The following is a 13,579-nucleotide window of genomic DNA, read 5'->3' on the forward strand; positions in this document are numbered from 1 at the left end:
GTGGCGCCTTGCGAGCATCCATGATGAGGGATCGCGTGCAATTGCAGAGCAGAAGCGCTGTTTTTCTCCTCAAAGGGATGAACCCCCGCGCCATGAGACCCGCGAGGCGGGTGGCGAGGCGTAGCGGGAGGTGGCGGATCTTCTTATTGTTCCGTAATCCCATGATCACATAGCGTCGGACGGCCGTGTGCGGCCATCCTGGCGGTCCCTTCCTGACGGCGCTTCAGCACCGCCTGACGGAGGGCTCGTTGGTGCCGTTCGATCACAGGAACAGAGTGCGATGTCGAGTAAGAAGGTGGTGGCCGCCGTCGTCCTGGCGGCGGCCCTCACATGGAGCACGGTGATGACCGTGCTGGGGCACGCGGCCGCCGCGGCGGTCCTGCTGCCCTCCCTGGGCCTGCTCGTGCAGCAGATCGTCCAGGCGTTCACGGCGTCCGACGGACGTCCCCGTCCCGCGGACGCCGCACTGCCCTCCGCAGGCGACCCGACCGGGCTGCGGCGGGGCGGTCAGGAGGCGCCGCGGTGATGCCGTCGTCCGATGCCGCCCAGCCCCCGCCGCACAGCGCCAGACGGGGCCGCCCGCCGGCCCCCATCTCCCCGGAGGCGGGCCCGCTGCACCGCGCCTGGCTCGAACCCGTCCGCAGCGTGCACCGCACCAGCGGCCTGACCCTGGACGACCTCGTCGACCGGTCCGGCTACTCCAAGACCCGGATCAGCGAACTCCTGCGCGGAAACGGCTACTACCCCGCCTGGGAGATCACCTTCAGCGTGATCCGCGTCCTGGGCATACCCACGGAACCCATGCGCCGGCTGTGGACGGCCGCCGCCCGCGAAGCCCACAAGGGCCCGGAGTGGATCCGCCAGTGCATCGAGCAGGTCGCCCACGAGGCCGAAGGACCCCCGCTGCCCTACCAGGCGTTCACCGACACCATGTACCACCCCTATCTGGAGTACGCCCGCGCCTTCCTCCTGACCGACCGGCGGGCCCGGGGCGTCGTCGCGGAGGCCAACGACATCCTGTGGCTCTCCTGGAGCGAGGCCACCGCCAGCGCGAACCTCAACCGCTACGCCTGGCTCCTGCTGCGCTCCCGGGTCATGCTCCGCACCCCCCGCCACGAAGGCCACCCCGACCTGCGCGCCGCCGTCTTCTCCACCCGTGAGATCCGCACCCCCCAGGACCCCGGACACATGATCGCCCTGTCCGAACTGGTCGACCTCTTCGACGCCATCAGCCGCCTGCCCGACGACCAGATGGACGTCGCCGTCCTGCACTACCTGTGCGGCATCCCCGACCAGCGCATCCCCCACGTCCTCGGCCTGAGCCCCGCCATCGCCCACGCCGTCGACCACCACGCCCGCGCCACCGTCGAGGCCCTCCTCGACGCCCCCGACACCCGGGAGTGACCCGCCCGTCATGTCTGCCATCGACCAGCTCCTCGCCCGAGCCCGCCTGCACCACCACCCCGACGTCCCCGACGACACCGTCCCCCACGACGACGGCACCCGCCCCGACCACCTCCCGGCCGCCCCCCTGACCGCCGACCCCTGCCACACCGATCACGCCGGTCGCACCGACCCGGCCGCGGCCCGGCAGCTCCACACGCTGTGCGAGACCGCCGTCACCGCCCTCACCCCCGACGTCCTGGCCTTCCTCACCGACCAGGTCCCCGACCACCACAGCGCCTGGCTCCTGGGCTGCGCCCTCCACCTCGCGGGCATCGAGGACGGCGCCCGCTTCTGGTGGCAGTACGCCGCCGGCGACGGCCACCCCCCGGCCTGCTACACCCTCTCCCTGCACCACCGCGTCCGCGGCGAACAGCACGCCGCCGCCTTCTACGCCCAGCAGACCGGCCTCGACCTCACCCCCGAGGCCGGGGCGTCGGAACCCCTCACCGTCGCCGGCGCATGCCCGCCCACGGACATCCGCTTCGACGCCGGACTCCCCACCGTGCTCCGCATCCTCAGCGAACTCGCGGCCCCGGGCCGCCGCCACCGGCCCCACCGCATCGACGCCCTGACCAACTACGTCGCCGACGCCGTCACCCCCCACTACGACCGCCATCCGAACATCGAACTGCCCGTCCCCGAACCCCGGTTCGCCGACCGGATCGACTTCCTCCTCACCGCCGCCCCACCGTGCAAGGCCCGCACCCGCACTCCCCGCGCCACCGCGCCCGCCCTGCCCGTCCGCACGGACCACGACCGGAACGAGGACTCCAGGGCGCGGCCGTCCTGCGCACCCCGAGGCGCGGCCACGCCCTGACCCGGACACCGGCACCGGGTGCGGACGCACGCCGGTCCTCCACCGGCGGCAGAGGACCGGCGTGAAGCCGAACGTCGCGGGGCTCGGCACGCCCGGAGAGCCGAAGCCCCTGGTCCGGGCGCCGGGTTGTAGGTTGACCGTTCGCGTCGCTCCGGGCCGCGTGGCCCCCTATCGGCGGATCCTGCTCCGCCCGACGTAGCGGATGCAGCGCAGGACCATCAGCGCGGCGGTGACGGCGACGGGTTCCGGGATGTCCGGCTGGCAGTGGAGGACGTAGGCGGTGACGCCGGACAGGACGATGTCCGGCAGGGTGGGGGTCCTCCACTGGAATGGGAGGTGGTTCCAGGTCTGTGCTTCCATGGTGGTGTCCCTTCGGGTGCGTCGCGATGCATGTCGAGGGAATCGGGGACCGCCCCTGGCCCGGGCGGTCCCTTCCTCGTGGCTTTCGAGATAAGACCACGTCAACACCCGCCCGGGCCGTGCGCAGATATCGGGGGCCCGAAAGGCCACTCCCTCTGACCTGGGGTTTTTCTCAACTTCGGTGCCCTCCAACAATGTTTGGAGTGCCGCTCTGACCTGCGGCAGCAGTCAACTTGGTTCTCCTGCAACGAAGTTGAACTTGGCTGAAAGCCGCCGTCCTCGAATCGCTGCGAATTCGGGTATTTCTGACAGTTCGGGCGGCTGCTCTCCTCGTGGCTCAGCGCTCGCCCGGTCCTGACTCCAGAGGCATCCGGTCGGACTGGAACGGCTTCGGTGACACCGAGTAACTCCGTCGGCAGGGTCCAGGCCGCCACCACGGCTCCGTGAAGATCGACGACATCGCCCAATGAAGGCTCCGCCATGCGGTCGGGCCAGGGCAAAGGGCGGATCGGGGCCGCGAAGGCACGGCGCACGATCCGCGCGGACGATGTTCCTCGACTCCCGCGTCCGGTACCGGGCCCCGCGCGGCCTTCGACGGACTCGACGAACGGAGGGATAATGCCGGGCATGGACCCGCTGCACCACCGCTCGCTCGAACCCTCCGCCGCAGAGGTGCTGCGTGCCCGGTACGCGGCCCGTCTGCCCGACCGCCTGGACGAGCTGACCGGGCCGGTGCACGGGCGGGTCGAACTCCCGCTGCACGTCGCCTGGTCCGGCCTGCGCGCGTACGATCTCGACCGGCCGCGTCAGCGGATGAGCCTCTACCGGACCGTCCTGGCCGAGGGACGGCACCAGGACCTCCTCGCCTTCCTGAACCGGGACCTGCTCGCCTCCCAGTGGCCCGCGCTGCGCACCCTGGTCAGCAGGCACATCCGCGATGTGTGGGAGGACGCCTTCCCCGAGCTCGCCCGTGAGGCGTCCGCCGTCGCGTGAACCTCAGCGATCTGCACCGCCGTCTCCTGTCCGACGTCCTCGCCGTCGGCACGGCCTACCCGCTGGTCGTCACCGGCGGATACGCCGTCCAGGCGCACGGGCTGGTCGACCGACTCAGCCAGGACCTCGATGTCGCCACGGAGAACCCCGCCCCCATGGCGGACATCGCCGAGCACCTGTGCCGGGCACTGACCGGACGGGGCTGGCGCGTGACGGTGATCGGCGTCGACCCGCTGTCGGCACGCCTCGTGGTGGCCGACCCGGACACCGGCGAGGACTGCGAGGTGGACGTCCTCAAGGAGAACCTGTGGGCCGCACCGCTCACCACCGAGTACGGCCCGGTCCTCGCCCTCGACGATGTGATCGGCACCAAGGTCCGCGCTCTCGCCGACCGTGGCGCGGTCCGCGACCTGATCGACGTCCACGCCGCCTCCGCCCATCACACGGCCACCGAGCTCGAGCGGCTGGGCGAACGGCACGGCCGCGACGAGTTCCGCCGCCAGGACCTGCGTGACCGCCTGGCCGGCGCCGAGTGGTACGACGACGAGGAGTTCGCCTCCTACGGTCTCACCGGGGAGCAGATCACGGAGCTCAGGACATGGGCCCAGCAGTGGACGAGCGACCTCGACCAGCGGCTCGGCGAGGACGAGGCCTCTCAGGACATCTGAAGGCCGCGGCGGACTGCGTCGACGTGGAATGACCCTTGGGAGACATCCCTCCTCCGGCAAGCGCAGAAGGGCCCGGGCAGGAGGTTCTTTCGGTCGGGGCTGTTTCCCGGCCGACGGGCCCGTCGGCCGCTGCATCCCACCAGGAGCGGGGCCGGGCGGGCCGAGCGGGAATCCGGGGGTCACCGTCATGACTTCAGGAACGGCCCAGGACGATGTGATCCGGTCGTGAGGTGAGTGGCCCGGGGGAGGAGTCGGGCGCCCGTGGCGGCCGGCCGGCCGCCGGACGGTGCGTCAGAGCACGGCGAGCCGGTCCACCAGCAGTTCCACCCTCCGTTCGGCGTCCTCCGGGGGCAGTCGTCCCGCCCGGGACAGGGTGGCCAGGCCGTGCAGGGCCGCCCAGAACACCTCGGTGAACAGTGCCGGGTGGACGCCGTCCCCGGCGACCTCGCCGAGGCTTTCCAGCAGGGCGGCGAAGCCGTCCTTCAGCGGCTCCGGGGTGTCCTCCTGCGCGAACGCCAGGCCGCCGTCGAGTTGGAACATGGCGTCGTAGACCGCCGGGTTGCGTGCGGCGAAGTCGAGGTAGGCGCGGGCGAGGGCGGTGACCCGGGCGCGCGGGCCGTCGGCGGCGGAGGTAGCGGCCCGCAGTGCCGCGGCCATCTCGACGGCGCCCTCGAGGGCGACGGCGCCGATGATCTCGCGCTTGCCGCGGAAGTGGCTGTAGAGGACGGGCTGGCTGTACTCGATGCGCTCGGCGAGCCGGCGGGTGGTGACCGCGTCCCAGCCCTGCTGCTCGGCGAGTTCGCGGGCCGTCGCCACGATGAGGCGTTCGCGTACCGCCCGTTCGCGTTCCTTGCGTTCCTGTACCGACATGACCCGATCCTAGCACCGCTAGACAATCGAGCGACAGCAGGTCTAGCGTTGCCTCATCAGCTAGCAACGCTAGATTCCAGGAGGGACAGTCATGCTCACCGCACTCGAGGTCTTCACCACGGTGGTCGTCGGCCTGATGGTGGGGGTGGAGTTCTCCGTCGCCTTCGTCATCAACCCGATCCTCAACGCACTCCCCGGCGACAGCGACCAGCTCGGCCGCGCCCACGGGGGCCGGATGCTGGGCGCCGTGATGCCGTTCTGGTACATCGGCTCGCTCGTCCTCGTCGCGGTCTGGGCCGTCGCCGGACGGGACCACCATGGCACCGGCCTCGTCGTCACCGCCGCCGCGCTGCTGATCGTCAGCGTGATCATGTCGATCCTGCTGCTCGTCCCGATCAACAACCGGGGCAGGACGTGGACCCCCGAGAACCGGCCCGAGGACTGGAAGGAGCAGATGAACCGCTGGGACCGCTACCACTACGCGCGCGTCGCCGTCATCATCGCCGCCTTCGCCCTGCTGGCCACCGCCCTCACCTGAGCCCGCGGGCCGGGACCGCGCAGGTGTTGCCGTCGCGTGGTCCCTATGCGACACCCACCGCTCCGGGGAAGCGCCCGGACGATGTGAAGCGGACCGCCCTCACATGACCGAAAGCGTGCCTCTGAATACGTCATGTGACGCATTGACCTCACGTCGCCACCACGGTTGCATGCTCGTGGTCCCCCGGTGGGGAGCCGGAAGAAGGACCGCGTCCTTATTGGGGGGAAGTAATGAAGGGAAACGCGAACCGGAGCACCACCAGACGTGTGCGGGCCGCCCTGAGCACGGCGGTCGCGGTCTGCGCGGTCACGGCGGTGCTGCCCGCGACCGCCGCGGCCGAGCCCGCGGCCGTGACGGGCGCCGCGAGCGACGGCGGAGCCGGGGTCGAGCGGATCAGTGTCTCGACCGACGGCACCCAGGGCGACGGCGACTCCGCCGGTGCCACGATCACGACCGACGGGCGGCTCGTCGCCTTCGCGTCGGCGGCGAACAACCTCACCTCCGCCAACCCGGTGACCTGGAAAAGGGTGTTCGTCCGCGACCGGCGGACGGGCCAGACCACGCTGATGAGCACCAACACGCCCCCGATCGAACGCCCGGTGATCAGCGGTGACGGGCAGTACGTCGCCCTGTGGGGGCTGTTGTTCAGGGACACGAAAACCTTCCTGTCCAAGGTGAGCCTGGGACGCACGATCGGCATCAACTGCCCGGGCCTCAGCTGCAGCCAGCCGTCGCTGAGCGCGGACGGCCGCTACATCGCCCACGTCGCCACCTCCGGCCGGCCTCCGTCCCGGCAGCGCATCGAGGTACAGGACTGGCACGCCGCCACCGCGGAGATCATCGCCGAGTTCGACCACGTCGCCTCGTCCCGGCCGTCCCTCAGCGGCGACGGCCGCCACGTCGCCTACCAGGACGGCCAGGCGAAGGACGTCTTCGTGTGGGACCGGACCGACGGCACCACCTCCGGCCCGATCGAGGGCCCCTCCCAGGAGGCGGAACTCGTCCAGCTCAGCAAGGACGGCGGCAAGGTCGTCTACCTCTCGGGCTCCGACACCCACGTCCACGACGTGAGCTCGGGCACCGACCAACTGGTGCCGGACGTGCGGGGCGTGGCCATCGATCCCACCGGCCGCTACCTGCTGTACACCCCGAACGACACGGACGGGCCGTCGCTCGTGCTGCGCGACCTGGAGACGGGCACCGACGAGACCGTCTCGGACCGGCCCGCCTCGGCCGGGACCGACGCGGTCAGCGCCGGCGGTCGCGACGTGGTCTTCCAGTCCACGGCCGACGACATCGTGCCCGGTGACACCAACGGCATGTCGGACGTCTTCGTCCGCCGCTTCTACTGACCGCCCCGGCACCTGGAGAGCGCGGTGGCCGGCCGAGCGGGCCGGCCCCGCACCCGGTCGCTGAACTCCGGCCTTCCCGGATGAGTACAGCGGCCGGGCCCGGTCGCCGGGGCCGCCCGGTCCCGGCCGACGATCGGGCGCCGGAAGCGGCACCGGGGCTCCTGCCGGACCCCTCCGTGGCCGCCGCGGAGGATCTACTGTCTGGTTGCCGGTGCGATGCTGGTCGTCTGGTCCTCCCCTGCTCATGGGCCGAGGTAGATTCCATTTCTTAGGCATCCGTAAGAGCGCGGTCCCCAGCGACGCTCTAATCCTGGTCTCAGGTTGACCGGGGACAGTGAGCGGCAAAAACATCGACTGGAAGGGGGCGGGCCGGCGTGCGGATCATGATCGCGGATGATGAAGTGGCCATCCGCGAGTCCCTGGAGCGGGTGCTCCAGGTCGAGGGTTACGACACCAGCACCGTCGCCAACGGTCTCGCCGTGCTCGACGGGGTCGGTGGGGTCGGCGGTGACACGCTGGATCTGCTGATCCTCGACGTGATGATGCCCCGCCTCGGCGGGTTGGAGACCTGCCGGCGGTTGCGGGCCGCGGGCCGGGATCTGCCGGTGCTGATGCTGACCGCCCGTGACCAGGTCTCCGACCGGGTCACGGGGCTGGACGCGGGCGCCGACGACTACCTGCCCAAGCCGTTCGCCACCGAGGAGCTGCTGGCCCGGGTGCGGGCCCTGCTGCGCCGGCGCACGCCGACCGACGGGGAGTCGCAGATCCTGTCGTTCGCCGACGTCCGGCTCGATCCCGACAGGTTCGAGGCGTGGCGTGGCGGGCGGCCGCTGCGCCTGACCCGGACCGAGTTCTCCCTCCTGCAGGTCCTCATGCGCAACGCGACCCGGGTCTTGACCCGTGACGCGCTGTTCGAGGCGATCTGGGGCTTCGACATGAGCGCCACCGCCAACAACCTCCAGGTATACGTGAGCTACCTGCGCCGCAAGATGGAGGCCGAGGGCGAGCCGCGATTGATCTACACGCTGCGCGGCCTGGGCTACACGTTGCGGGAGACTCCTCCGTGAGCAGGCCCGCCGGCCGGGAACCTCGCCGGCTGACCCGGTGGTGGCGCCGGCGGTCCCTGCGGACCAGGCTGACGGTGATCGCGGCGACGGCCATCGCGGTCAGCGTGTTCCTGGCCTTCCAGGTGGCCAGCGAACTACTGGACTGGGAGCTGCAGGACACCGTCGAGGATCAGCTGCGCGCCGACTCCCGCGTCCTGGCGACGAACGCGGAGCGCGCCGGTCCGGCGCAGGTCCAGCTACCGCCGTATCCCGGATCCGGTCGGCTGGTGCGGGTCATCCTGTCCGACGGCTCGATCCGGACGCCGGCCGGCCAACCCTCGCTGCCCCCGGTCAGCGAGCAGGCTGGGCGCGTGGCGCAGGGCGTGTCGGCCGACCTGATGGAGTCGAACGACAGCGACGAGGACGGCTACCTCATCCACACGCTGCGGGCGGGCGACGGCGCGGTCCAGGTGGCCCGCGCCGTCGACGACGGCCCGATCAACCAGTTCGGGTTCGGCATGCTGCTGATCGGGCTGCTCTGCGTGGTCGGCGGCGCCCTTGTCGGGCGGACCGTGGCGCGGACCGGGCTGACACCGATCGACCGGCTGACCGCCGCCGCCGTACGTGTCGCGCACACCCAGGACCTCGACGCCGACATCCCGGATGAGGGCGGTGGGGAGATCCGGCGGCTGATCCAGTCGATCAACGACATGCTCGCCGCGCTCCGGAACTCCCGGCGGGCCCAGCGGCTGCTCGCCGAGGACGCCGCCCACGAGCTCAAGACCCCGCTCACCAGCCTGCGCCTCAACGTCGAGCTGCTGATCCGGCTCGATCGGCGCGGCACCCTGGACAGCGCACTGCCGGCGGAGAGCCGGACCCGGCTGCTCAACGATCTCGGCGCCCAGGTGGCCGAGTTGGGCACCCTTGTCGCCGAGCTGACCGACCTGGCGCGCGGTGACGTCAGCGACGAGAGCACCGAGGTGCTCGACCTCGCCGACGTGGTGGTGGCCGCCGCGACCCGGGCGGGTTCCCGCGTGCCCGACATCGAGGTGGCGCTCGACGTGACCTCCGTGTGGGTGAGCGGGCGCCCCGCTGCGCTCGAGCGGGCGGTGCTCAACCTCATCGACAACGCCGGCAAGTGGTCCCCCGCGGACCAGCCGGTCCAGGTCCGGCTCCGTGCCGAGGGCGCGTCGGCGGTGCTCGAGGTCGACGACGCCGGGCCGGGCATCGACGCCGCCGACGTACCGCGGGTGTTCGACCGGTTCTACCGTGCCGACAGTGCACGGGCGTTGCCGGGATCCGGTCTGGGGTTGTCGATCGTGCAGCGGGTCGTCGACGCCCATGGCGGCCGGGCCACCGTCGCCCGCTCCGCACGCGGTGGCGCGCTGCTTCGGGTCGACCTTCCGGCCGCGGACCCGCCCGCCCCGCTCGCGCGGCTCACCGCCGGGGAGGACACCGAGGCGTGCTGACCCGCCCCGGCGGCGCGGCGCGGGACGAGGGACGGCGGCCCTCGGGCATGGCCCGCGCGGCTCACTGTCGGGGCAGGACACCGCGATGCGCCGGCCCCAGCCCCGGCGCGCGGCGCAGGACCAAAGGGCGGCGGCCGCGGGCCCATGGAAATCCGGGACGGGCCTGGGGCCCGTCCCGGAACTCGTCCGTGCCGCCGCGCTCACCGTTGCAGCGCGGGCTCCTCGTCGTCGGCGAGCGGCTGTCGACCGTCCGGCAGCTTTGCCGCTGGACGGGACAGCCGGCTCGGCCACCACATCCGCCGGCCGATCAGCAAGGTGAGGGCGGGCACCAGGACCGACCGCACCAGCAGGGCGTCGAGCAGCACGCCGAAGGCCACCAGGAACCCGACCTCGACCAGCATCACCAGCGGAAGTGTGACGAGGACCGCGAACGTGGCCGCCAGGACCAGGCCTGCCGAGGTGATGACGCCACCGGTGGCCGAGAGGGCTTTGAGCATGCCCTCTCTGGTGCCGAGACGCACGGTCTCCTCCCGGGCCCGGCTGGTCAGGAAGATGTTGTAGTCGACGCCGAGCGCCACCAGGAACAGGAATGCCAGCAGCGGCACCGAGTAGTCGATGCCCTTGAACCCGAGGATGGTGTCGAAGACGAACACGCTGCCGCCGAAGGCTGCGGCGAACGAGACGATCACGGTGGCCATCAGGACCAGCGGGGCCAGGACCGCGCGCAGCAGCAGCCCGAGGACGATCAGGACGACGACGAGCACCAGCGGGATCACCAACTTCTCGTCGCGCCCGGTGGTCACCTCGGTGTCGAGGTTCTCCGCACTCGGCCCGCCGACGATCGCCTCCGCCCCGCTCACCGCGTGCACGGCGGTGCGCACCCGCTTGATCGTGTCGTACTCCGCGGCGGTGTCCGGGGCGTCCTTCGGGAACACGGAGATGCCGGCCCAGCCACCGCTGGTCTGCTCCGGGACGGCCAGGGCCACGCCGCGAGTGTCCTTGACGATGTCGAGCACCCGCTCCTGGTGCGCCGGCCGCGTGAAGACCGTCATCGGCTGGCCGCCGAGCTCCGGGAAGTGCTGGCGGAGAACGGTGAAGCCGGTGACCGACTCCGGCGCGGACAGGAACTGGTCCTGCTCCCGCAGGGCGCCGGTGTTGCCCGCCAGTCCGAGGGCGAGCACGCCGAGGACTCCGAGCGAGCCGAGCGTCGCCACCCACCGGCGGCGGCCGATGGCGGTGCCGAGCCGTCCCCACAGCCCCGGCTTCTCCTCCACGGCCGTGCTGAACCGCGGGATGGCCGGCCAGAAGATCCGCCTGCCGAGCACCACGAGCACCGCCGGGAACAGCGTCAGCATGGCCACCAGCGCGCACAGGATGCCGGCCGCGCCGATCGGGCCCAACCCGCTGGTGCTGTTCAGGTCCGCGACGAGCAGGCACAGTAGGCCGGCGACCACGGTGGCCGCGGACGCGACGATGGCCGGCGCCGCGCCGCGCAGCGCGTGGACCATCGCGACCCGGACGTTCTCATGCTGGTGCAGTGCCTCCCGATATCGGGCGATGAGCAACAGCGCGTAGTCCGTGCCGACGCCGAACACCAGGATCGTCAGCAGCGCCGAGTTCTGGTCGTTGACCACGATGCCGAAGCCCTTGACGAGCAGGTAGACGGTCCCCATCGAGGTCAGTGCGGCCGCGCCGACGGCCACCAGCGGGATGATCCACAACACCGGGCTGCGGTAGGTGAGGATCAGCAGGAGCGTGACGACGACGATGGTGGTGAGGAGGACCTGCACGTCGATGCCGTCGAAGACGGCGTCCATGTCGCCGTCGATCGCGCCCGGGCCGGTCACGTCGAGTTCCAGGCCGGAGGGGCGGTCCTCCGCGGCGTCACGCAACGGCCCGACGATCTCCTCCGGTGGGCCGTAGGCCGTGCTCACCTCGAGGGTGAACGTCATCGCCTTGCGGTCGGTGGAGAGGCTCGTCGGTGAGCCCTCGTCGTCCTCGCCGGCCGCCTCCGTCGCCTTCGGCGGGTACCGCTTGGCAAGGGTGTCGTAGTGGCGCTCGACCGCCGCGCGGTCGGCGTCGGTCATGCCGTCGGCCCGGTGGTACACGAAGACGAACGTGCTGTCCTCACCGCCGGGGAGACTGTCGTCCAGCGCCGCCACCTTGGTGGACTCGGCACCGGCCGGCAGGGTGTCCACGGCGCTGTCGGTGGTGACCGAGCTCAACTTTCCGCTCAGCGGCACCATGCCCGCCGCCAGCACCAGCCACAAGCCAATCACCAGCCACGGCACCCACCGGCCTGCCAGCCGACCGGCCGGCGCTCGCCCGGTCGGCGCTGCGTTGACTGCCATCACTAGCCTCCTACATACGGGTTACATCGCTTGTCCGGAGGCCTACTTCGTACTGAGGGAACCTGAGACGACTGTTAATACGGTGCTCAGGCCGGTTGGCCGAACCATGTGCCCAGCGCACGCACCAGCGTGGTGGCGTCGAGGTCCTGCCCGGTAGGCAAGGCCCAGGCGACACAGCCGTCGGGCCGGGTGATCGACGCGTCGACGTCCACCCGGTCCGTGCGGGCGGTGACGGTGTTGACCCGTCCGGTACGTGGTCGTCTGCCGCACGGTGTCGATCCAGCGGGTCCCGGACGACATCGTGGTGACCGTTGTCGAGGTGTCGCGGTGAGTCTGTTGCGCGTGGCGGGTCCGCACGGCTTCCGGCGGTCGCGTCCCTGGCGGCCGCACTGCGCCGTACCTCGCGGATGTTCCCGTGAGGTACGGCATAACAGTAAGAAGCCGAACATGACGGCGACCGGGATCGGCCGGGGCAGGGAGGTACGTGGCCGGGAGGCCGGAGGGCCGTATTGTACGTACCGAACCGGCACGTACGACTCGGTTCGACACGAGCCGAAACGATGGGCTCGCCGGAAGAGGGAAGTGGAATGATCGATAGCTACTTGCTGTTATTTAATAACACTGCAGTCGGATACAGCCAAGGAGAAGAGACGTTGTCGAAGCCGGCCCCCGTCGTCGAGCCGGGCACCCCATGAGCGTCCCCACCCGCGCCGTCGCCGCCGTGAACCGGTTCCTGGACACGCTGCGCTCCGAGGCCACCCGGCGCCAGCGCCGCGCCTACCTCGAGGAGTACACCTCCTGGCTCGCCGCACAACGCCAGTGCGACACCGGCCACCTCACCACCGAGGACCTGCTGGACGAGGACAACGCCCTCGCCTGGCTCACCGCCGCCCGACGCGGCACCACCCGCCGCCGCCCCGGCCTGCACGGCCCCACCGCACCCGCCGCCACCAACTCCATGGCCGCACGCACCAGCTCACTCAACACCTTCTCCCGGTACTGCGGACACCCCCTCGAACTACAGCCACCCGCCCCGCAATTCGCCCAACGGCTCACACCCACCGAAGCCCACCGCACACTGCGGCTCCTCGCCGGCCACCACCCCGCCGGAACACTCGAAACCACCTGGCACCGCTCGGTCGCACTCATCGCCCTCGCCGTCTGCACCGGACAGGGCATCAGCACGCTCCACCCCATGCGGCTCACCGACCTGGAACTGGAACGCCCCCTGCCCCGCGCCCGAGCCGCCGGAAACTGGTACCCCCTGGACACCGTCTCCCGCGACGCCCTCACCCGCTGGAAAACCACCCACCAGGCCCTGACCACCGGACACCTCAAAGCCCTCCGAGGCGGACGGGTCGAACACCTGTGGATCACCACCGCACCCGGCCGCCCCCGCGACGGACAGCCCGCACTCCCCGCAGGCCTGCCCGCCGCCGTACGCACCCTGGAAGCGGCACACCGCAAACTGACCGCCACAGCCCTGGGCACACCACTGCTGCTCGAACAGTTCTGCGGAACCGAGGCCGGCGACGAGCCCCGGACCCCGCTCCCACCCCCTGCCCCCCGGCCCCGGCACAAGGCCGCGGAAGAGGGCCGCGAGGCCTGGAAGGACAAGGGCCGCCGGCCGGGCGGTGGAAGGTCTGGGTGAGCACCGGCCTGCTCACGC

The 13,579-nt window shown here is 71.3% G+C and carries 14 protein-coding genes; 10 read left to right on the forward strand and 4 right to left on the reverse strand.

Annotated features, from left to right (window positions below; all coding sequences use genetic code 11):
* Window positions 1-280 precede the first annotated feature (280 nt).
* From AMK33_RS30715 to AMK33_RS42530, 3 genes are read left to right on the forward strand one after another with little or no spacing between them, the layout of a single operon-like run.
* On the forward strand, window positions 281-526 hold the full coding sequence (locus AMK33_RS30715) for a hypothetical protein (RefSeq protein WP_073936261.1): 246 nt from the start codon (window positions 281-283) through the stop codon (window positions 524-526).
* Window positions 526-1,404 (forward strand): sigma-70 family RNA polymerase sigma factor, encoded by an 879-nt coding sequence (locus AMK33_RS30720; RefSeq protein ID WP_073936262.1) that lies wholly within the window; start codon window positions 526-528, stop codon window positions 1,402-1,404. Before AMK33_RS30715 ends, AMK33_RS30720 begins: the two co-directional genes overlap by 1 nt.
* 10 nt (window positions 1,405-1,414) lie before the next feature.
* Window positions 1,415-2,263, forward strand: coding sequence for a hypothetical protein (locus AMK33_RS42530; protein WP_073936263.1), 849 nt, complete (start codon window positions 1,415-1,417; stop codon window positions 2,261-2,263).
* A gap of 168 nt (window positions 2,264-2,431) precedes the next feature.
* Here AMK33_RS42530 and AMK33_RS30730 read toward each other — a convergent pair whose 3' ends face one another.
* Window positions 2,432-2,623, reverse strand: a complete 192-nt coding sequence (locus AMK33_RS30730) for a hypothetical protein (protein ID WP_073936264.1) — start codon at window positions 2,621-2,623, stop codon at window positions 2,432-2,434.
* 627 nt (window positions 2,624-3,250) lie between these two features.
* On the opposite strand from AMK33_RS30730, the gene AMK33_RS30735 reads away from it, so the two are divergent.
* Window positions 3,251-3,616: a hypothetical protein gene (locus tag AMK33_RS30735; protein ID WP_107425262.1), complete on the forward strand. Its 366-nt coding sequence runs from the start codon at window positions 3,251-3,253 to the stop codon at window positions 3,614-3,616.
* Window positions 3,613-4,284 (forward strand): nucleotidyl transferase AbiEii/AbiGii toxin family protein, encoded by a 672-nt coding sequence (locus AMK33_RS30740; RefSeq protein WP_073936266.1) that lies wholly within the window; start codon window positions 3,613-3,615, stop codon window positions 4,282-4,284. Before AMK33_RS30735 ends, AMK33_RS30740 begins: the two co-directional genes overlap by 4 nt.
* A 291-nt stretch (window positions 4,285-4,575) precedes the next feature.
* On the opposite strand, the gene AMK33_RS30745 is transcribed toward AMK33_RS30740, so the two are convergent.
* On the reverse strand, window positions 4,576-5,154 hold the full coding sequence (locus tag AMK33_RS30745) for a TetR/AcrR family transcriptional regulator (RefSeq protein ID WP_073936267.1): 579 nt from the start codon (window positions 5,152-5,154) through the stop codon (window positions 4,576-4,578).
* Window positions 5,155-5,245: 91 nt separating this feature from the next.
* On the opposite strand from AMK33_RS30745, the gene AMK33_RS30750 reads away from it, so the two are divergent.
* The 4 genes from AMK33_RS30750 (at window position 5,246) to AMK33_RS30765 (ending at window position 9,559) form a co-directional block, all read left to right on the forward strand.
* Window positions 5,246-5,692, forward strand: coding sequence for a DUF1772 domain-containing protein (locus AMK33_RS30750; RefSeq protein ID WP_073936268.1), 447 nt, complete (start codon window positions 5,246-5,248; stop codon window positions 5,690-5,692).
* Window positions 5,693-5,958: 266 nt separating this feature from the next.
* Window positions 5,959-7,044 (forward strand): hypothetical protein, encoded by a 1,086-nt coding sequence (locus AMK33_RS30755; protein WP_235618252.1) that lies wholly within the window; start codon window positions 5,959-5,961, stop codon window positions 7,042-7,044.
* A gap of 374 nt (window positions 7,045-7,418) precedes the next feature.
* Complete coding sequence (locus AMK33_RS30760) at window positions 7,419-8,111, forward strand: response regulator transcription factor (RefSeq protein WP_073936270.1); 693 nt, start codon at window positions 7,419-7,421, stop codon at window positions 8,109-8,111.
* Entirely contained in the window at window positions 8,108-9,559 is a 1,452-nt protein-coding gene (locus tag AMK33_RS30765) for a HAMP domain-containing sensor histidine kinase (RefSeq protein WP_073936271.1), read from the forward strand. Before AMK33_RS30760 ends, AMK33_RS30765 begins: the two co-directional genes overlap by 4 nt.
* Before the next feature lie 200 nt (window positions 9,560-9,759).
* On the opposite strand, the gene AMK33_RS30770 is transcribed toward AMK33_RS30765, so the two are convergent.
* Both AMK33_RS30770 and AMK33_RS44990 read right to left on the reverse strand, forming a co-directional pair.
* Entirely contained in the window at window positions 9,760-11,910 is a 2,151-nt protein-coding gene (locus AMK33_RS30770; protein ID WP_073936272.1) for an MMPL family transporter, read from the reverse strand.
* 86 nt (window positions 11,911-11,996) lie between these two features.
* On the reverse strand, window positions 11,997-12,359 hold the full coding sequence (locus AMK33_RS44990) for an aromatic-ring hydroxylase C-terminal domain-containing protein (RefSeq protein WP_327380090.1): 363 nt from the start codon (window positions 12,357-12,359) through the stop codon (window positions 11,997-11,999).
* Window positions 12,360-12,601: 242 nt separating this feature from the next.
* On the opposite strand from AMK33_RS44990, the gene AMK33_RS30775 reads away from it, so the two are divergent.
* Window positions 12,602-13,561, forward strand: coding sequence for a hypothetical protein (locus AMK33_RS30775; protein WP_073936273.1), 960 nt, complete (start codon window positions 12,602-12,604; stop codon window positions 13,559-13,561).
* Window positions 13,562-13,579: the final 18 nt, after the last annotated feature.

The organism is Streptomyces sp. CB02400, assembly GCF_001905725.1.
GTDB lineage: Bacteria > Actinomycetota > Actinomycetes > Streptomycetales > Streptomycetaceae > Streptomyces > Streptomyces atrovirens.